Here is a 19,862-nt window from a genome sequence, read left to right on the forward strand (position 1 = left end):
CCCACATTTAAGTATTGTGGGAGCATCAATTTCATGGATGCTGCTGACAAAAAAGATTAATCTCCTGACCTAACTCTCCTATATGTTCACTCAAGGAATTTAACAGTTGAATAATGTCAGGCTTACTAGCAGGTGATATTGGCTGTATTTCTAACTGATGACTGATATCAATCAATCGCTGTAAATTTAAGATATCCGCAGCGCCATGGATACGGTGTATACACAGATGGAAGGTCCTATTATCTCCAGTATCTAAGGCTTTGTGCGCAGCGATAAGATCTTTATGTGTCTCATTTTGAAAGGTGAGCAGCATTTCCTGCATCAGTTCAGGATCGTTTGCAGTATTATTTTTAAGCGCATCGATATCAAGATGTGCATACCGGGGGGGGATTACCTCAATTTGGGGTAATTGACTTAAGTGAGTTTTTAAAACGTCCTGGGTTAGCGGCTTAAATAGGCATAAATTCATGCCACAACTTAACCCCTTATCACGCTCGTTAACTTGTGCATTGGCAGTAAGCCCCCAAATGGGTAGTGAATAATGTTGCTCACGCAGAGTATGTGTGAGTTCGAACCCATCCATATTCGGCATATTAACGTCAGTTATTAGCAGGTCGTAATGTTGCATACCAATTTTGTGCAAAACCGCCGCACCATCACAGGCTTCATCAACATCATATCCCAGTAGCTTGAGCTGGCGTTTTAATAATAATCGGTTTGTCGGATGGTCATCAGCAATTAAAATACTCAGCTGCCTTGGGAGAACGAGGGTTTGTTCAGGTTTTTCATTGGCAATATTTTTTTGTTGAGTAAATTCTACTGGGAGTGTGATTGTAAATGTCGTTCCCTCACCGGGCTGACTAACCAGCGTAAGATCGCCTTTCATTTTATCAATCAACTGTTTGCATATCATTAAACCTAAACCTAAACCAGAGCCAGTTTGCTGACGTCCTGCGCTAGTTTGGCTATAACGTTTAAACAGTTGTTGTTGCTCTTCCTGTGAAATTCCGCTTCCAGAGTCGGCAATAATCAACTTAATGACCGCACGGTTTTCGTCTAGCTGATCCATTGTAGTACTGATCTTTACTGTACCCTCTGTTGTAAATTTGAGAGCGTTACAGAGCAAATTTGATAGAACCTGCTTAAACGCCTGAGGGTCTATGTTAATCAGATAATGCTCGGGAAGCGTATTGATACAGGTTAATGCGATTTTTTTTCGCGCTGCAATCGCATCAAAAGAGTGGCAAGTGAGCTGGACAATAGAAGAAATGTTCACCCATTGTGGTTGAAGCAGATAGTTACCGGATTCAATTTTATCGACATCCAGAATCTCACCAATCAAGCCAAGTAGTGACTGCCCAGTGGAATAGGCAAGCGCGATGGCCTCAACGCGTTGCTCTTGGTTAAGGCCAGTACCGGAAAGGAGTTCAAGGAACCCCATGATTGAGCTGATAGGCGTTCTTATTTCGTGGCTCATCGTAGCCAGAAACTGACTTTTAGCAACTGTTGCGCTTATTGCTTTATTTTTTTCTACTTCGAGTTCGCGAATTAAGTTACGCGTCTCCGTAATATCTTCCCAACCGCAAATATAGACAGCATGTTCGCTTGCGGGCAGATTACATAATGTATGCCAGTGATTAATACATCTTTTTTCTAAGCCATTATTAATTTCAAAGACTTGCTTACATATTTTTCTATTTTCTTTCGTATCAACTTTTACTTCATTTAAGTCAGAGAAGATATCTTTAAATGGGGAACCGCTATCCGCTAAGGGTAATAAAGCAATTTTGTAAAAATCATCAGTAAAAAAATGTTCAAAGGCACGACTGTGACTAATGATAACGCCTTGCCAGTTCACAACATAACTTGGATTGGGTAATGAATCAGATAATGCTTTACGGAATGATATTTGATTCTCTAAGTCTCCCTGGATAGCTTTACGACGACGAACAGACCGCAGCAGATAGAAGCCCCACAAAAGGCTACTGACAACCAATAAAACCGATAATGTCGTGACAATATAGAACTGCTTACTATAGAGATCCCATGTGTCAATTGTCACATTAGGCATTTTGATCCATTTTTCTGTCAGACGCAGAACTTCACTAGGAGGAATTGCATTTAACGCTTTGTTAATAATATTCTTTAGTTCAGGTTCTCCACGGGGAAAAGCAAATGAAAGAGATGCATATGGCACTCCTGGGATGAGAAAATGAAAGAGTTCATTAGGATAGTAATGATCAATCATGTAACGAGAGTTTAGTTGTGTGGCAACTAAAGCATCGAGTTTTCCTTCCTTGACCTGATGAAATGCAGCACTTGCGTTATCAACCTGTATCCACTCAATATCTGGATACATCTCTTCTAATTGTAAATGAAGGTCGTAATAGTTAGGAATAGCAACCTTCATCCCTTTTTTAAGGGCTTGTTCACTGTCAGGGGCATTTTTCATGACAAAAACGTAAGGTGTCGTAATAAATGTTTCGGCAAAGGAAACAGATTGCTCACGTTTTTCACTATAAATTGCCCCGGGTAAAATATCCCATCCGCCCGTGGCGAGTTGCGTCCCTGCATGAATATCATGCGAGATAGTAATAGGGGAGAAGTTTAACCCGGTTTGCAAAGTGATAATATTAAGAATATCACCCATTACTCCTCGTACAGAGCCATTTTCGTCTGTCATTGAAAATGGCGGTGAATAAGGGTTCTCAAGCACTTTTAAATTGGGATGCTGTTTAATCCACTGCTTTTCATGTTCTGTTAACGCTAATGGTTTATTGAGGAAAGCAAGGTTCCCAGTATCAAGCCAATTTTGTGAAACTTCATATCGAACTTCATTTGTTAACGCATCAACAAAGCGATTGAGTACTTCGTGAAGAGTGACTGATTCTTTTCTGGTCAAGAAAAAGTTAAACTGACGTGGAGCGTCATAGTATTTCACAACATTTAATGAATGCGTGAAATAACGTGAAATCATACTGCTGGCAATGATATTGCTACCAATAAAGTAATCATTCTTGCCTGAAGATACTGATGCTAGTGCTTGGTAAGTTTTTGAAAAAGAAATTATTTTTGCTTTTGGAAACGATTTTCTAATCTCTTCATCGGAGGGATAATTAGCAACCCGTGCAATATTGACTGGTTTGGGGGTGGTCAGCGGCTGCATAGAATCGTGGACGGTGGTTACCAGAGCGGGGAAGGTAATGATCAGTGGTTTTGAAGCAACAATGTCCTTATTTTCAGGGGCTGACTCAGTTAAATGCGACAGCACTACGTCGACCTCTCCCTCCTCCAATGCATCCATAGCTTTTTTATGATCAGAGTACTCACGAAGTATTAATTTGATATTCAGAGCTCTTTTCAAAAGATTTAAATAGTCTGCATTAATACCACGAGTTCGTTGTTGTGAGTCTTTATGCAGCAATGTTGCTGTTTGCGAAGGATGGACTGCAATGACAAGATTCTTTTTATTAGCCAACCAACGTAACTCTGTATTACTTAAACGTAAAGAGTCAAGCGTAACACTGCTATTGCTACTGATTCCACGATAGTCAATATAATCTGAGTTGGCAAGGCCATATGCCGACCACAGATAAGCATAAAGGAAAAAAATATACGGTATAAACTTCATAATATTAGCCGATTTTGTTGCGTTGGGCGAATGTGTAGAGATCCATGAGTGATTTACATTCTAACTTTTCCATCAGGCGACTTTTATAAGTACTGACTGTTTTATTGCTGATAAACATTTTCTCGGCAATATAGTTATTATCTTTGCTGTCCAGAATATAACGCATAACACTGATTTCTTGTTTGGATAAGGCATCTAATTTTTGCTGATCAGAAGTTAAGCTTCCAATAAATCGATTAAGAGAAAAAGGAAAATAACTGTAACCATTTTTAGCTGCTTCAATAGCAGCAATAATATTGTTCATTCCTTCTTTTTTACTCACGAATCCATTAGCACCAACATCAGCACAATGTTTACCGTAAAAATGATCATTTTTGGCAGAAACAATAATGATAATCCCAGCGTAATGACGTTTTCTGAGCGTTTCTAACACCTGGATACCATTTAGCCCGGGTATATCGACGTCAATTATGATGATATCGGGCTTGAGTGTTTCAACACGTTGAACGGCACTTCCCCCTTCCACCAATTCGGCTAAAATTTCAATATCGTTTTTAGTCAGTAAATTACGAATGGCGGCGATCGCAAGAGGATGGTCATCAATAATTATTGCTTTCATGCATTATTCCCTTCGAAATGAAGCATCTTCCTTCTTTCTGTAGCAAAACAGACATAAGGCTTCATCTCATTATTCTTGATAAAAAACAGAAATTTTGAGCTTTTAAATAGACGTCAAAGATAAGATATCAATAATAAAAAGAGGGACTATACCGTTAAATTATAGTTTCGTTTCTATACTATTTTTATCTCATTGTGCCTACACGTGTAAGAATTGTATTTCAAAAGGTGAGGCATTGTCTTCTATTATTTGGTTATCACTATTGTAGAATTATTACTCTAAAGTTCCTGAGAAGATTTGTGCTGTAGTAAACAGGTCGGGTACTTATGGTGAATGAATTTTCATATTCACGTCATGACTTTAATCATATACGATATGAGAGATAATAGTGGAACAGATTAATTTAAATAAAAAACAGACTAGTAGAAAGAAGTATTTTTCAATATTAGCCGTGGTTTTATTTATTGTGTTCACTTTTGCATATGCATATTGGTCAATGGTATTACAAGATACTATTAGCACTGATGATGCGTATGTTGTAGGAAATGCAAATCCAATTTCAGCACAAGTATCAGGTAGTGTTATTGTTGTAAATAATAAAGATACGAGCTTTGTTCGTCAAGGGAATATTTTAGTTTCATTGGATAAGACAGATGCAACAATAGCACTTAATAAAGCTAAAAATAATCTGGCAAATATCGTTCGTGAGACTCATAAACTGTATTTACAGGATAAGCAATACAATGCAGAAGTCGCTTCGGCTCGTATTCAGTATCAACAATCGCTAGAAGATTACCAGCGCCGCCTTCCATTAGCAAAGAATGGTGTCATCTCAAAAGAAACGTTAGAACATGCCAAAGATACGTTAGTTAGCAATAAAGCTGGCCTTAATGCTGCCATTCTGGCTTATAACGCAAATAAGGCATTAGTAATGGACACGCCATTAAACCGCCAACCCCAAGTCATACAGGCTGCAGACGCGGCAAAAGAAGCGTGGCTGGCGCTTCAACGTACAGATATCAGAAGTCCTGTAACAGGTTATATCTCTCAGAGATCCGTGCAAGTAGGTCAAACAATTAGTCCGGGTCAGTCTTTAATGGCTGTCGTACCTGCGCACCAAATGTGGGTGAATGCCAATTTCAAAGAGACGCAATTAACGAATATACGAATTGGTCAGCCTGTAAACATTATCAGCGATTTGTATGGCGAAGATATCGTCTTTCATGGGCATATTGTCGGCATAAAAATGGGGACCGGGAATGCCTTCTCATTACTGCCTGCACAAAATGCCACAGGTAACTGGATTAAAGTTGTCCAGCGTGTACCTGTTGATGTTTCTCTCGACCCAAAGGAATTACAACAACACCCATTACGTATTGGTTTATCTATGACGGCGACGATTGATACAAAAAATGAGGATATTGGTGATATGCCAGTTCTTGCTTCGGCTGTTACTGCTATGCCTGCTTATGTCAGTAAAGCGCTAGTGATAGATACCAGTCCGATAGAGAAAGAAATTAAAACAATTATATCTCGTAATGGACAAATGTAATGGTAATTACTCAACAAACGCCAGCGCCATTAACCGGTGGGAAGCTATGGTGCATAACTATCGCCCTCTCATTGGCAACCTTCATGCAGATGTTGGACTCGACTATTTCCAATGTCGCGATACCCACTATTTCTGGCTTCTTAGGGGCATCGACTGATGAAGGCACATGGGTGATAACATCATTTGGTGTTGCTAATGCAATTGCGATACCTGTCACCGGAAAATTAGCACAACGAATAGGTGAGCTAAGGTTATTTTTGCTGTCAGTAACCTTTTTTTCATTGGCCTCGTTAATGTGCAGTTTATCGACCAGTCTTGATGTTCTTATATTCTTTAGAGTCGTGCAAGGAGTGATGGCTGGGCCGTTAATTCCGCTGTCTCAGAGTTTATTACTAAGAAACTATCCGCCAGAAAAACGAACATTTGCATTAGCGTTATGGTCAATGACTATAATTATTGCACCGATATGTGGGCCTATTCTTGGTGGTTATATTTGTGATAATTATAGTTGGGGATGGATATTTTTGATAAATGTTCCGATGGGGATTATAGTTATACTATCCTGTTTAACACTATTAAAAGGAAGAGAAACTGAAACCTCACCGGTAAAAATGAATATTCCCGGGTTAGTCCTATTAGTTCTTGGCGTCGGTGGATTACAAATTATGCTCGACAAAGGTCGGGATCTGGACTGGTTCAACTCCAGTACTATCATCATATTAGCAATAGTATCAGTCATCTCACTGATCTCTTTAGTTATATGGGAGTCTACTGCCGAGAATCCAATTCTTGATCTTAGTTTGTTTAAATCGCGTAATTTTACGATTGGTATTGTCTGTATTACATGTGCTTATTTTTTTTATTCTGGCGCGATAGTACTTATGCCACAATTGCTCCAAGAAACGATGGGTTATAATGCTATTTGGGCAGGTCTTGCGTATGCGCCAATTGGTATTATGCCCTTATTGATATCTCCTCTAATCGGTCATTATGGTAACAAAATTGATATGCGGATTCTGGTTACATTTAGTTTTATAATGTATGCGGTATGTTATTATTGGCGTTCTGTTACATTTATGCCGACTATAGGTTTTATGGGCGTTGTTCTACCTCAGTTTTTCCAAGGGTTCGCTGTTGCGTGTTTCTTTTTACCTCTTACAACAATTTCTCTATCCGGCTTGTCTGACAATAAATTCGCTAGTGCGTCAAGTATGAGTAATTTCTTTCGCACACTGTCAGGATCTATTGGTACGTCACTTATGATGACGCTTTGGGGACGCAGAGAATCGTTACATCATAGCCAATTGACTGGAGCAATCGATAGTTTTAATCCTGAGTTTAATACATCATCACAGATTTTGAGTAAGTACTATGGTTCTTTATCACAGGTTCTAGATAATATAAATAATCAGATTACTCAGCAGTCATTACTCATTTCTGCTAATGAGATTTTCCGTCTGGCGGCTATTGCTTTTATCTTACTAACAATTCTGGTTTGGTTTGCTAAACCACCGTTTACAGCCGAAAGAACGGACTAATGATATGGCCCAATCAACGCACCAGACTTTATTAGGCTCTGTTACAGCACACTGGCGTTCCAGATAATTGGGGGGCTCAATATGTTCCTTGAGCGCTTTTTTATATCGGTAGCCAGATTGCTGATAGCGAATAATATTGAACAATTTCCTCCGCCTTGCTGCTGCCAACGGCTCAGTTTTATGCCTTTAGTTGTGACTCTCGCTGCAATATTGCATTCACAATATGCGTCACTAAAGGCTGAGTAATGCCACTTGCAGTGTTAAAGGCAGCCGCAAACGCTCATCAAAAATGATTCTTTCACAGTGAATCAGGCACGATGAATTTAAATCACGGCCAAAATCGTCTCTAATGATCGAGGTAGAGATAATGCATCCAACTGGTCATCCGTAGCAGTACTTTCCGCATGACTGAAACATGGGTGAAATGGTCGGAGTAAACTGCCACTTGAGCGAAGATACCGTCCGGTAAAGAGTCAATATCACTATTGGGATCCAGCTCAATAATCACCTGCACACCATCTGTACCGGGAATAATACTGAGTGATTGTAGTGTACCTTGAGCTTGATATGAGCCACCCGGTACGACAGGGATAATGGTTGTCAGCTTGCCAGGAAATACTTGCCCGGGTAATGCATTGAAAACCACTTCAGCTTCATCGCCAGCTTCGAGCCGCAGCAGCGAGTTTTGTCTAAACTGGGCAATAATTTGTCGTTTTTGTTCTGGAATAAAAACCATCACTGGGCGCAGCGGTATGGCTGCTGCGTAGGTTCCTGGGCGAATCAATACCTGAGTGACATAGCCATTGCTGGGTGCACGGACGACGGTTTGATCAAGATTGTATTTTGCTTCGGCCAATTGTGCTCTGAGGCTAACAATTTGAGATTGCTCTCCATTGAGCACGCTATCTACCTGACTTTTAATCTGAGCCTGCTCAGCGACTGATGCTTTGACTAATGCATCCTGCGCCAAATAGTTCTGCCGGGCATTATCAATATCACTTTCAGAGAACGGATTTACCAGCGCTTTACTGCCTTTCAGGTAGCGTTGGTAGTCTTTGGATAACCGGTCGCGTTCTGCACTGAGATGAGATGTGTTTGCTATTGCTTCGTCTAATTGCCCTTTAAGCATTTGAGCATTATGAACGGCGGTCACCAAATCAGCCTGTAATCTATCAACACGAGCCTGATAACGGATAGGATCGAGTTTAAAAAGGATGTCACCTTTTTTCATTAATGTATTTTGCTTATTTGTTACCTCAGTAACTATACCGGTGACCTGCGGTGTAATTGGAATAGAAATAACAGCTTTTTGTGCCAGAAAAGTATAAGGATGGTTGTAATTCATTAATAAAATGAGTGTGGCGACTAAAACAACGCCACCTAATGCCGCTGTGGGAACCGTCCATTTATTTACCGGTATTTTGAAGATCTTAAATATAGCCCAAGCAAACGCGACATAAGTCAGGATAATGAGCAAATCCATGATGTTACTCCAATGGAGGGATAGTAGTACCGCTCTGTTTTTGCTCCAGTTCTGTCACGCGTTGTTGCAACTGTGCAAATGATGCTTCCTGATTTTGCATACCCCAGCCGCGCTCCTCGCGGTACAACGTGGCCCATATCCATAAAAATGGCCAGATAACATGTAGAGTAAATAGACTCACCCATCCTGCGACATGAATAGCATCGGCATGCGGATGATTTCGTGATTTGGCAATTAAATACGGAATATCATGAAGAATAATAATCCCATAGAAGATGATAAGAGCGACAACAATAAGTACACCCAGTGCAAAATAATTTAGAAACATAGCTGCCTCTACTTAAAAAGGTGGTGCTCAATAACAAAGATAGACGTTAATTATTCTCGCTGTAATAATACTAGTGGAGTTTATGCAGGATGATTGCAATTTTGATCCATTCTTGCAGGTGAAGTGGGGTATACATCGAAATGTAGTGAATCCAGGGTAATTAACTGTATTCTGTTCTCATGCCAAATATCTATCGGTATTCCTATGTTGATAGCCTACTTAGATGCATTAAATATTTTGAGTACGCCGGTTTGGGTTGTGTTACCCAAAAATCAGGAAGTACTTTTTGCTAACAAGGAAGCCCGAAAGATGGCTGGTGATACCCCACTAGCGTTTATGCGCAATGGGCAGTTTTCAGCGCATGCGCAGCAACAGTTGGAAGCTTATCTTCCTGCGTTAGCTGACAATGACCAAATTGTCGAGATTTGGACTCTTGCAGCAGAAAAAAACACCTCCCCCTTGAGCTGTCGGCTCTCCTTAACTCAGTTAGAGCCTTACGGTGATGTAATTGTTTTTGAAGGACTCTATATTTCAGCGTCGGTACTCGCTCAACCGCATGCTGAACAATTATGCTCAAAATCCTATCGTCGTGATGAACGAGGATTTTATGAGCAATTTTTTAATACCAATACCGCGCCGATGTTACTTATTGATCCATCAAAAGAAGGGCAAATTGTTGATGCCAATCAGGCAGCAACACGTTTCTATGGTTATTCGCGGGATGAAATGTGCATGAAGCATACTTGGGAAATTAACACCATGGGAAAGGATGTGTTACCCGTCATGAATGAGGTTGCCAAATTACCCGGTGGTCATAAACCCCTGAACTTTATTCATAAACTCGCGGATGGAAATACCCGCCATGTACAAACTTATGCCGGGCCGGTCGAGTTGGATGGGATGCGGTTAATGCTGTGTATTATCCATGACATTACTGAGCAAAAGCGCCTTGAACAGGCATTAGAGCGGGCAGCGTTGCGGGATCCTCTGACTGATTTAGGTAATCGGCGTCAGTTTTTTCCCTTGGTTGAGCATGCACATGCTCAAAGCCAACGTTATGGCCAGAATTTCAGTTTAATTTTATTGGATGTTGATCACTTCAAATCCATTAATGATCAGCTCGGGCATCACAAAGGTGATGAAGTTCTGATTTTATTGGCACGAACCTTAGAGTCTATTATTCGCGAGTGCGATATTGTTTTCCGTTGGGGGGGTGAGGAGTTTGCCATTCTTTTACCCTTAACTGATCTGAATGGTGCATTGCAATTGGCTGAATCTATTAGAGAAACAATTCAAATGATATGTCAGCCTAATTTGCCACCACTCACCGTCAGTATTGGTGTCGCCCAGCATCAAGTGGGCGAAGATACCGATAATCTATTTAAACGCATGGATGAGGCACTTTATCGTGCCAAAGCATTGGGCCGAAATAGAGTCTTGGCGGCGTAAAATGAGGCTTTTTACTCCGTGACTGATTACAGAGGTAAATGATCCAGTGGTTTTACCTCGCGCAGCACGAATGTCGTTTGCATCTCTTTAATGCCCGATAGCCGACGAATGACTGACATCGCAAAGGTGGAAAAACTGTCGAGATCGTCGGCGACCACTTGCAGTAAAAAGTCAGCATCTCCCGCCACGGCGTAGCAAGCAATGACCGGCTTTAGCGCTCCGACCTGCATTTCAAACAGCTTTGATTCCTCTTCACTGTGACTGTCAATTTTCACCCGAATAAAGGCCAAAATCCCTAGTCCGACTTTGCGTCGGTCAATATTAGCCTGATAACCGGTGATAATGCCGCTCTCTTCAAGTTGTTTAACCCGTCGCCAGCACGGGGAGGTTGCCATCCCCACTTTATCGGCCAGCTCTTGGTTAGTCATACGTCCAGAGTGCTGCAATTGCTTCAAGATTTTTATATCTGCCGGAGTTAGAGAGGTTGAGGGCATTTTCTACCTACTTATTATTAAATTTGGGTATAGATTACCAATATTAGTGGAATATGGGTGATAAAAGAAAGCACTTACCGGCGGCGGAGGGATATTCTATTTTGTACATATTAGCGGCAAAAGGGTACTGGCTGTGGCAGAACAAATGCGGATCGCGATTATTGTTAACCCTGAACTTCCTGTTGGTTTAATTGCTAATACCACCAGTGCGGTGGGGATTGGTTTGGCGGCAAAATTTCCACAATTGGCGGGGACGACATTATCCGATTCAGTTGGAAAAGAGATTGATGTCAGTTCAAAATTGCCGGTTCCTGTTTTACAGGCGAATGCTTCACAGATAAGAGAGGTACTGCTGAAAGCATTAGCAGCCCCTCATGAGCGGGCCATTGTCCCATTCCCGGCATTTGCGCGCTCAATGCACAGTTTTCAAGACTATGAAGAGACTTTTCCGTCACGTTCGCTCAGTGATGAGCCGTTGGATGGCTTGGGATTGGCGGGGCCTGAGAAATGGGTGCGTTCATTGACTGGGGCATTAAAATTACTGCGCTAACCTGTTTAGATAAAAAATAAGCGGGCTTTAGAAAGCCCGCAACATTCGCTCATTAAACTAATGTATTTAAATGTAATTTATGGCTTTCGACACCGTTGATATATAGCTCGCGATGCTCATTTTCGGGCAGATTTACCATTAATTCCTGCCATGCCGGCTGATAGCTTCCGGTGCGGCTAAAGGTAATATCAATTCGATGATTATCAGTTGTTACCTGCCAGTTTAGCCACAATGCATGGCCTTGCTGCCAGCGATGGCTCTCGCCGTCATCTTCAAACAGCATTCCACTGGATTGCCCAGCCCCTTTGGTCGGGTAAAGCGCCAACTCGCGTTGAGCATCCAGTTCGACATTCACAAAGGCGATGCGCCGTGACAATGGCAATGCCGCACCCGCTCGCACCAAAAGTGGTAAACGCTCAAGTGGTGCATCTAACACGACCGTCTGTCCGCCGCTGTACCATTGGCCGGTATGGAAACAATACCAACCGACATTATTATCCGGTAAATAGACCTCGCGCTGACGCTGTGCGGGTTCGACCACGCTAGCAACCAGTAAGTCACGGCCTAGCATAAAGTCATCATTTTCTTTAAACGTGCTGCTATCGTGTTCATGATCAAGGAAAGTCGGGCGTAGCATTGGCTCATCATCATGTGTGGCTTGCCATTGTAACGTATAGAAATAAGGTAATAGTCGGTAACGCAGAACCATGGCATCGCGGATCATTGGTGTTGCGGCAGGATACATCCATGGCTCGTTGACCGTGTTATCGTCATTCCATGAGTGAATAGTAAACCGTGGGTGCATCACGCCGTTTTGTACCCAGCGGATAAACAGTTCGGCTTCAGGTTTATCACCAGAAAAACCGCCAACATCATGGCCAAGGTTATACAACCCAGATAGGCTCATGCCCAGCCCCATACGGATGTTATAGCGCAGAGTCTGCCAACTGGTGCGGTTATCGCCACTCCAGGTTTGGGCATAGCGCTGCATCCCGGCACAACCAGAACGTGATATTAGATATGGACGTATGTCTGGTGCAAATGCTTGTTGAGCCTCCATTGACGCACGCATCATCAGTAACGGCATTACCGGCCTGATATGTTTGATAGCGATGGATTCACCAAACCCATTGCAACGCGCTTCGCCGTCCCACACTTCGTATTCGTTATTGTCATTCCAGGTTGAACCGATCCCCATTTCCAATAACTGCTTAGTGACATTTTCCTGCCACCAAACCACCGTCTCAGGGTGGGTGAAATCAAGATGAGAACCTTCGTCATCCCAAAATGAGGAACGCTCAGGTAACCCGGTTTCACCATCGAGAATAAACAGGCCACGTTCTGCAACTTGCTGATACTGCGGGTGATCTTGTAATAGACACGGTTTGATATTAGCGGCCAGTTTGATGCCAGCCTGCAAGAAAGCCTGACTCATCACTTTTGGCTGCGGCACTTTGTCGTAGTTCCAATTAAAGACATAGCGCTTGTTGTTTATCGAGGTATAGCCAGACGACAGTTGGAAAGAGTCACAGGGAATATCATGTTGTTGGCATAGCGTAATGAATTTTTGCAGTTGCACCTGTGCATCCGGGGCATCGGTATAATGCATGGTAGAACCGCTGTAGCCCAAGCTCCATTTAGGACCAAACTTCGTTTTACCCGTTAGGCGAACAAAGGCTTTGGTGACATCCAACACTTTCGGGCCGAGGAACATATAGTAATCAAGATCACCCGCTTCAGCCTGATAGCGGCGGTAAGCTAGATGGTAATTATCAATCTCGTTACCCAAATCCAGCCAGCAACTGCTTAAGTTGTCATAAAACAAACCAAAGCTAACATCATCGCGGCGAGTGATAGTAAATGGAATATGTTTATAGAGCGGGTCGGTGCTGGCAGCGTTGTAACCCATGGCATCTAAATTGCGCATTTCAAAACGACGACCCGCGCGATTAAGATCCCCGGCTTTTTCGCCCAATCCGTAATATTGCTCATTAGGATAGCGGCGCTGGTAGTGAGCAATTGTTTCGCCTTGCGGGCTGAGTAGATAAGCGCTGGTAGGGCGGTCTGCGGCCAGTGGGTGCCATTCCCCCTGCTGATTTTTATATTCCCACTCCAGATATAGCGGTTGGTGAATAGTTATCCGCAAGCAATCCGTGGTCACGATCAATTGCTGTTCGTGGCGTTCTAGTTGATAGCCCGGCACCGAAAAGCCTTCCAGACTCAGCCGGTCACGGCCTGACCACGGCACATCACCTTGTGGCGCGATGCTCCAGGTGCGGTTCAGTGCCAACTCGCCGTTGCGTTTAATCAGTACCCGACAAAGGTTTGGCTCTAATACATACAAACAGAAACTATGTTGGTCATCGACCCGCAATTCCACATGGTCGGGATATTCATTTACTAACTGCCAGTTTTTTAATGTTTTCATCACAGCTCATCTTTTTTTCTGGCAACAGCGCGAGTGGTGCGCTGTTGCTGGGTTAATAGCATTAGGCAGCCGACTGTTTTTTATTGCGGCGTTCAGCAAACAGGGCAATTAGGAACACGGCACCAATCAAATCGAAGAAGCCCATGGCGATAAACAGGGGGTTAAAGCCGATAGTGTCGGAAACCGCCCCAATCAATAGGGTGAATAGGAAGCTGGCGATCCAAGCGGAGGAACCGCGCAACCCGTTAACCGTCGCCACTTGGTTTTTATCAAAAGATTCAACGACTAATGCACTTAACATGCAGGAGATAACCTGATGACCGAAGCCGCCGATAGAGATCAATGCAATCGCCAGATAGGGATCTTTAGTGATGGCCACGAAGGCCAGTGAGACCATCATAAAAGCGCCGGTCACTGAACTGGCAACCACAGAGTTGATGCGGCTGCAACCGAACCATTTTTGGTAAAGTTTGGTTAAGTAACCACTGGCAACACTGCCGATATCTGCCGCGAGGAAGGGCAGCCAAGCAAACATAGCAATCTGTTTCAGGTCCATGCCGCGTTCGGTCGCCAGATAAAGCGGGACCCAGAAGCTAAAAACTGCCCATGCCGGTTCTGCCAAAAAAGCGGGAATAGCGATGCCGTAAAACTTCTTGTTTTTACTAAGGATGGACAGTGATTTCAGGAAAGGCAGCCGTGGCAGTACGGGTTCATTATCCTGATGAATCAGTTCAAATTCTTCTTTGCTTAGATTGGGGTGAGTATCCGGTGAGTGGTAAAAACGCCACCACAACAATACCCACACCATGGCTAAAGCACCGGAGAATAAAAACGCGCCTTGCCAGCCGAGAGCCACATGCGCCAGTACAATAATGGGAGGGGCCAACATCGCACCGATAGAGAAGCCAACGCCAGCCCAACCCGCCGCAATCGGACGCTCTTTTTTCGGGAACCAGTCAGAAATGGCTTTGGCATTTGCTGGTGTTGCGGCGGCCTCGGCACTGCCCATAAAGAAGCGCAGCACCGCTAATTGGAACCAGGTTCCTGCCCCGGCGTGCATCATACACACCACGGCCCAAACACTGGCGCAAATCAGGAACCCCATCTTTAAACCGATGACGTCAATTAGCCAACCACACAGTGGCTGGAACACGGTATAAGCCAATTGAAATGACGCCACAATCCAGGAGTATTGCTCGGTGGTCATATTCAAACTGGTTTTTAGTTCGGGGGCGAGAATACCCAGAGAGTTGCGGGTAATATAGTTAACGGTGACCCCAAGCAGAAATAGCGCCAGCATCCACCAACGTAGTGATTTTATTTTTCGCCGCCCAACAACTTTAGCGGATTGATTAATCTCAACACTCATCCCAGCCTCCTGGAGTTAGTCGGCAGTTAATTAACCGGACCAACTTATTGTTTTGGTATGATCCATTTTCGGTTATTAAGATTATGCTGAGTTTTAATGTGACCCTGCTCACAGTAAAACAAGCTAATAAAACATACTAAATTGATATTGTTAGTTTTTTTATATTTAATCAAAAATAACCGGACTGATAAGTTTTTAAAATTGGTTTACCAAAACAAGGTAGCTAGCTTAAATTGGTATTAATACGCGTTTTTTTGAAAAAATTTTCATACGCTGAGTAATATTCCAGCATTTATATTGAGTAATGCTGTGAATAAGCTATTTTCTGGCTATGAAAATTTTTTCATTTGCTAATTTGAGAGAGATCACAAAATGAATGGAAAGCTAAAAATACAAGAAATAGCCAATCAGACGGGTCTTTCAATTAGCACGGTATCCCGAGTATTAGCCGGTAAATCTAACACCAGCGCGAAAGCAAAACAGCAGGTCATGGCTTGCGCGCAATCACAAGGAATCTTGCAGAATTTATCCAGTGGGCGGCTCATGCTTAACAATATTATGGTATTTGCGCCGCACCGAGCCTTTGATGTTCGTACCGATATTTTTTACTACAAAGTCATTCAGGGAATTACCGAAGCGGTCAGTCAACATGAAGTAATGATTCGCTACTGTGGATTATCTGAAACCCACAGTGACATCTCGCTGTTTCTGGAAAAAATAACCCACCCGCAAACGGAGGCGGCAATCATCATTGGTATTGATGATCCACGTGTTCATACCTTGGCAGCAGGGGTCCATAAACCGTCGATATTGATCAATTGCCGTGATAAAGAGATGTCATTGGATAGTGTTTCTCCAGACCACCAATTGATCGGAGAATTCTCAGCCAACTATCTGATACAACAGGGGCACCGGCGTATCCTGACATTGCAATGTTTACGACGTAATACCATGGAACTGCGGCTGGTGGGAATTAAAGAGGCTTTTGTCAGCAATAATATGAGTTTTGATGATGACCAGCATTTAGTCACCACCCATGGCTTTGGTGCTGAAGAAGCAGAGCAAGCCATTACTGCTTATATCGCCGCCTGCGAGGATAAAAGCCAGCTGCCTACAGCCATTTTAGCCGGTGGGGACTACATGGCAGTAGGGGCAGTTAATGCACTGAATAAGTTAAAAATCAATGTGCCTGATAACATGTCAGTGATGAGTATGGATGGCTTTAATCTAGCCGAGATCCATGACGTGCCACTGACGGCGGTACATGTTCCGCGTGATGAGTTGGGTGCAGAGGCGATTTCGTTGTTACAACGACGTTTACTGCGTCCGGATGCCCCTTTCAGTAATACTCTCTTGCAAGGCAAGCTGGTGGTGCGCTCCTCTGTAAAACAGGTAAACCAGAAAAGGGCGGCGCCTGTTGCCAATAAAACCAGCGACCAGTTATATGATTAACATCAGTGATTCGGTCACAAATGCGGCTGTAACATGAAATGAAAAGGGTAAGCTATAGTTTAGGGTTATGGATCCCCGAGTTAAAAGTGAAGAGAAGTATGTATTAATAGGTTTTATATAAATCAGATGGGGATATCTTATAGACGCCCGTCATTTTCAACTGCAGGTCTATTGGTGGCGCTCAATGACCCGAAGCACTTGACCGCGTAAGTTCATCGGGATTTTTTACTCGCCGCCTTTCTGCACCTTGAAATTTATTGTGTGTAACACATTGAATTTAAGGATATTATTGCATGGAATTTAAAGACTATTACGCCATCATGGGAGTGGAGCCTACCGCTTCCCTAAAAGAGATTAAAACCGCTTATCGTCGGCTAGCCCGCAAATACCACCCAGATGTCAGCTCTGAAGCCGATGCTGAAAGTAAGTTTAAGGAAGTGGCTGAAGCTTATGAAGTTTTAAAAGACACTGAGCGGCGGGCTGAATATGACGAATTAAGATTACATCGTAATGATCCCCATTTTGGCCAACAGCAAGCAGCCTACAACACAGGAGGTCAGCAATGGCATAGTGGTGCTGGGGGCGGTGCGCATGATTTTTCCGATTTCTTCGAATCTTTCTTCGCCCATCGTGGCTCTGCAACTGGGCATGCATCTCATCGCACCTCTCAAGGGATTCGCGGGCAAGATCTGGAGATGGAGTTACCCCTCTTTTTAGAAGAGACCTTAGCTGAACAAACTCGTTCGATCTCTTACAAAATACCGACCATTGATGCATCGGGTCGAGCTGGTGCTGAAACCTCTAAGACTCTGAAAGTTAAAATACCGGCAGGTGTGGGCGATGGTGAGCGGATTCGTCTTAAAGGGCAGGGCGCGCCGGGCTTTGCGGGGGGAGCTAATGGCGATTTATTCCTGATCATTCGTATTGCCCCACATCCACTGTTTGATATTGATGGCCAAAACTTACAAATAGTGGTGCCGCTAGCGCCATGGGAAGCGGCACTGGGTGCCAGTGTCGAGGTCCCGACGTTGACAGGGAAAATATCTTTAACGATTCCGGCAGGAAGTCAGAGTGGTCAGCGGTTGCGCATTAAAGGCAAAGGTCTGGTCAGCAAAAAAGGAACGGGTGATTTGTATGCGGCCCTCAAGGTGGTTATGCCGCCGAAACCAGACGAGAAAACGCGAGCACTTTGGCAACAATTGTCAGAGCAAGCGGCATTTAATCCTCGGACTGAATGGGAGTAACAGATTATGGCTGAAATAGAAATCACTTACACCGTGACTGAATTATGCCAGTCAACAGGGATTATGCAGGACGAACTGGTTGAGGTGGTCGGGCTGGGTGTGATTGTACCGTTAGAGCCGGCAGATACTGTCTGGGTTTTTGACGCAGATGCACTGAGCTGCCTTAAACGTGCCTGTCGCTTGCAAAATGAGTTGGATCTGGACTGGTCTGGTGTAGCAATGACCTTAACGTTGCTTGAAAGAATTGAGCAGCTAAAGAAAGAGAACGAGCAACTACGTCGGCAGCTTGATCGTTTTATACAGACATCATAATGCAAATCACCCGGGTTGGTGCTCACTGTGGCCCAACCCGGTGCCACTTTTATTTGATAGACAGCACAGACCGAATATCACTGTTTTTATTTACATTCCAGACTTCACTAACCTCTTCTAGCCGATGAAGCTGAGTTTCAATACTGAGCTTTTGTTGGGCAGCAAGGCTAAAAATGTCAGCAACAATGCGCTTCAATTCAGCAATCGGTGGGAAATTCCCGGTGCCACTTCCCAGAATATGTAGATTAGCGCTCCGCAGAACGGCGGAAGGAAGCTGTAGAGTAGGGGATGCCATCGAGCCAACATTCACTAGCCGAATGCCTTGCTCATTAGCATGGGCAGTCAGATCGTGGCGGGTCAGTGCAGCGAAAAGTGCCTCGGTTGCTGGCCCCCAAATATAATCCACAATGACGTCATAACCGGTTGGTCCGGCAGCTTGAGTAAATGCTTCAGTTAACTCCGCGCCCTGCAACGTTAGATTCACCGTGGCATCGGCTCCTAATGTTGCCAACACTTCTTGACGCCGACCGGCAGCAATCACGCGGCCAGCCCCTAGATGACGTGCAGCGGCAATAGCCAACTTACCTGACGTGCCGGTAGCTCCGATGATGAGCACGGTCTCTCCAGGTTGAATCCTAGCCCGCCAGACTAGTGGTAACCAAGCGGCCAATGCAGGGTTGATTAATGCCGCTGCTGTAGCATCATTAATTTCGGGTGGTACTGGAACAGACCAAGAGGCTGCAGCCCGCTCGGCCATCGCCCCAAATGGTTGGCGAAATGAGGCAAAGTAAACACGGGATCCATCCTCAAGATACCCGACACCATCAGTCCCCGGGATGATGGGCAGTGTTTTTGGGCTTGAATAATGCGTACCTCGCACGATGGCGCGATCAAGTTGTTTGATACCCGCGGCTACCACATTAATCACTGTTTCACCGGGTAAGGGCATCGGCTCAGAAAACTGCCCAAAAACAGGCGGGGCATCAAGCGTTTTAACGATTGCAGCTTTCATTATTTCACCTCACTTTCGTGTGCTAATCAGTAAAGCAACCAATCTGAACCGAATTCATTTTGAAGACAATACATCCTGTAAGTGATTAGTTTATTGCCAATAATACCGGTTAAAGACAGATAATTTTGTTATTAATCCATCATTAACTTATGAGTTGCAACATAATGCAAATTGCATGTACTACATTTAAATAGCTGCTTGCTTATTGAGCAGTATCAAAATCACAACAATAGCTTTGAGGAGAGAGTATGAGCAAAATACCGAGTTGCTGTTCAGAAGAGAACCATCCGAATAGTCGGCGAAACATGCTCAAAGCTGCTTTGGGTATTACCGCTGCAGGGGTAATAGGCGGGATTGGATTGGGAATGCCTCAAATATCCTATGCTGCGGCGCTGACGCAA

General features: G+C 43.7%; 16 protein-coding genes. 8 read left to right on the plus strand and 8 right to left on the minus strand.

Features of this window, described 5'->3' with window-relative positions; translation table 11 throughout:
- Positions 1-31 precede the first annotated feature (31 nt).
- Both evgS and evgA read right to left on the minus strand, forming a co-directional pair.
- A complete protein-coding gene (gene evgS / locus HUZ92_RS02560; protein WP_145579873.1) occupies positions 32-3,631 on the minus strand; it encodes an acid-sensing system histidine kinase EvgS in 3,600 nt (1,199 codons plus the stop codon).
- Between the two features lie 4 nt (positions 3,632-3,635).
- Positions 3,636-4,250: an acid-sensing system DNA-binding response regulator EvgA gene (evgA, locus tag HUZ92_RS02565; protein ID WP_050098043.1), complete on the minus strand. Its 615-nt coding sequence runs from the start codon at positions 4,248-4,250 to the stop codon at positions 3,636-3,638.
- Between the two features lie 388 nt (positions 4,251-4,638).
- On the opposite strand from evgA, the gene HUZ92_RS02570 reads away from it, so the two are divergent.
- Both HUZ92_RS02570 and HUZ92_RS02575 read left to right on the plus strand, forming a co-directional pair.
- The gene (locus tag HUZ92_RS02570; protein WP_050098044.1) at positions 4,639-5,802 is read left to right on the plus strand and encodes an EmrA/EmrK family multidrug efflux transporter periplasmic adaptor subunit; all 1,164 of its coding nucleotides are present in this window, start codon (positions 4,639-4,641) and stop codon (positions 5,800-5,802) included.
- Positions 5,802-7,340, plus strand: coding sequence for a DHA2 family efflux MFS transporter permease subunit (locus HUZ92_RS02575; protein WP_050296092.1), 1,539 nt, complete (start codon positions 5,802-5,804; stop codon positions 7,338-7,340). Before HUZ92_RS02570 ends, HUZ92_RS02575 begins: the two co-directional genes overlap by 1 nt.
- Before the next feature lie 346 nt (positions 7,341-7,686).
- Here HUZ92_RS02575 and HUZ92_RS02580 read toward each other — a convergent pair whose 3' ends face one another.
- Positions 7,687-8,823 (minus strand): HlyD family secretion protein, encoded by a 1,137-nt coding sequence (locus HUZ92_RS02580; protein ID WP_050140260.1) that lies wholly within the window; start codon positions 8,821-8,823, stop codon positions 7,687-7,689.
- A gap of 4 nt (positions 8,824-8,827) precedes the next feature.
- On the minus strand, positions 8,828-9,151 hold the full coding sequence (locus HUZ92_RS02585) for a DUF3302 domain-containing protein (protein ID WP_050098046.1): 324 nt from the start codon (positions 9,149-9,151) through the stop codon (positions 8,828-8,830).
- A gap of 204 nt (positions 9,152-9,355) precedes the next feature.
- Between HUZ92_RS02585 and HUZ92_RS02590 the strand changes: the two genes are divergently transcribed.
- Complete coding sequence (locus tag HUZ92_RS02590; RefSeq protein WP_050098047.1) at positions 9,356-10,600, plus strand: sensor domain-containing diguanylate cyclase; 1,245 nt, start codon at positions 9,356-9,358, stop codon at positions 10,598-10,600.
- A 26-nt stretch (positions 10,601-10,626) separates the two neighbouring features.
- On the opposite strand, the gene HUZ92_RS02595 is transcribed toward HUZ92_RS02590, so the two are convergent.
- Positions 10,627-11,094: an Lrp/AsnC family transcriptional regulator gene (locus HUZ92_RS02595; protein ID WP_050140261.1), complete on the minus strand. Its 468-nt coding sequence runs from the start codon at positions 11,092-11,094 to the stop codon at positions 10,627-10,629.
- A 127-nt stretch (positions 11,095-11,221) separates the two neighbouring features.
- Between HUZ92_RS02595 and HUZ92_RS02600 the strand changes: the two genes are divergently transcribed.
- Positions 11,222-11,644, plus strand: a complete 423-nt coding sequence (locus tag HUZ92_RS02600; RefSeq protein WP_174846783.1) for a DUF2000 domain-containing protein — start codon at positions 11,222-11,224, stop codon at positions 11,642-11,644.
- Positions 11,645-11,696: 52 nt separating this feature from the next.
- Here HUZ92_RS02600 and HUZ92_RS02605 read toward each other — a convergent pair whose 3' ends face one another.
- On the minus strand, positions 11,697-14,072 hold the full coding sequence (locus tag HUZ92_RS02605; RefSeq protein ID WP_050140262.1) for a glycoside hydrolase family 31 protein: 2,376 nt from the start codon (positions 14,070-14,072) through the stop codon (positions 11,697-11,699).
- Positions 14,073-14,133: 61 nt separating this feature from the next.
- Entirely contained in the window at positions 14,134-15,441 is a 1,308-nt protein-coding gene (locus HUZ92_RS02610; protein ID WP_050098050.1) for an MFS transporter, read from the minus strand.
- A 372-nt stretch (positions 15,442-15,813) separates the two neighbouring features.
- Between HUZ92_RS02610 and HUZ92_RS02615 the strand changes: the two genes are divergently transcribed.
- From HUZ92_RS02615 to cbpM, 3 genes are all read left to right on the plus strand, one after another.
- The gene (locus tag HUZ92_RS02615; protein ID WP_050098051.1) at positions 15,814-16,893 is read left to right on the plus strand and encodes a LacI family DNA-binding transcriptional regulator; all 1,080 of its coding nucleotides are present in this window, start codon (positions 15,814-15,816) and stop codon (positions 16,891-16,893) included.
- Positions 16,894-17,186: 293 nt separating this feature from the next.
- Complete coding sequence (cbpA, locus tag HUZ92_RS02620) at positions 17,187-18,137, plus strand: curved DNA-binding protein (RefSeq protein WP_050098052.1); 951 nt, start codon at positions 17,187-17,189, stop codon at positions 18,135-18,137.
- A 6-nt stretch (positions 18,138-18,143) separates the two neighbouring features.
- Complete coding sequence (gene cbpM, locus HUZ92_RS02625) at positions 18,144-18,449, plus strand: chaperone modulator CbpM (RefSeq protein WP_050098053.1); 306 nt, start codon at positions 18,144-18,146, stop codon at positions 18,447-18,449.
- 49 nt (positions 18,450-18,498) lie between these two features.
- On the opposite strand, the gene HUZ92_RS02630 is transcribed toward cbpM, so the two are convergent.
- Positions 18,499-19,461, minus strand: coding sequence for a quinone oxidoreductase family protein (locus HUZ92_RS02630; protein WP_145579875.1), 963 nt, complete (start codon positions 19,459-19,461; stop codon positions 18,499-18,501).
- A 248-nt stretch (positions 19,462-19,709) separates the two neighbouring features.
- Here HUZ92_RS02630 and HUZ92_RS02635 point away from each other — a divergent pair.
- On the plus strand, positions 19,710-19,862 hold a 153-nt coding region (locus tag HUZ92_RS02635), incomplete at its 3' end, for a twin-arginine translocation signal domain-containing protein (protein ID WP_174846775.1).

This window comes from Yersinia vastinensis (assembly GCF_902726565.1).
In the GTDB taxonomy this organism is placed as follows: domain Bacteria; phylum Pseudomonadota; class Gammaproteobacteria; order Enterobacterales; family Enterobacteriaceae; genus Yersinia; species Yersinia vastinensis.

Coding starts and splice junctions, on each gene's coding strand:
- HUZ92_RS02615 (WP_050098051.1), top strand. CDS start 15,814: ATGAATGGAAAGCTAAAAATACAAGAAATAGCCAATCAGACGGGTCTT.
- evgA (WP_050098043.1), bottom strand. CDS start 4,250: ATGAAAGCAATAATTATTGATGACCATCCTCTTGCGATCGCCGCCATT.
- HUZ92_RS02610 (WP_050098050.1), bottom strand. CDS start 15,441: ATGAGTGTTGAGATTAATCAATCCGCTAAAGTTGTTGGGCGGCGAAAA.
- evgS (WP_145579873.1), bottom strand. CDS start 3,631: ATGAAGTTTATACCGTATATTTTTTTCCTTTATGCTTATCTGTGGTCG.
- cbpM (WP_050098053.1), top strand. CDS start 18,144: ATGGCTGAAATAGAAATCACTTACACCGTGACTGAATTATGCCAGTCA.
- HUZ92_RS02595 (WP_050140261.1), bottom strand. CDS start 11,094: ATGCCCTCAACCTCTCTAACTCCGGCAGATATAAAAATCTTGAAGCAA.
- HUZ92_RS02605 (WP_050140262.1), bottom strand. CDS start 14,072: ATGAAAACATTAAAAAACTGGCAGTTAGTAAATGAATATCCCGACCAT.
- cbpA (WP_050098052.1), top strand. CDS start 17,187: ATGGAATTTAAAGACTATTACGCCATCATGGGAGTGGAGCCTACCGCT.
- HUZ92_RS02580 (WP_050140260.1), bottom strand. CDS start 8,823: ATGGATTTGCTCATTATCCTGACTTATGTCGCGTTTGCTTGGGCTATA.
- HUZ92_RS02590 (WP_050098047.1), top strand. CDS start 9,356: ATGTTGATAGCCTACTTAGATGCATTAAATATTTTGAGTACGCCGGTT.
- HUZ92_RS02585 (WP_050098046.1), bottom strand. CDS start 9,151: ATGTTTCTAAATTATTTTGCACTGGGTGTACTTATTGTTGTCGCTCTT.
- HUZ92_RS02630 (WP_145579875.1), bottom strand. CDS start 19,461: ATGAAAGCTGCAATCGTTAAAACGCTTGATGCCCCGCCTGTTTTTGGG.
- HUZ92_RS02575 (WP_050296092.1), top strand. CDS start 5,802: ATGGTAATTACTCAACAAACGCCAGCGCCATTAACCGGTGGGAAGCTA.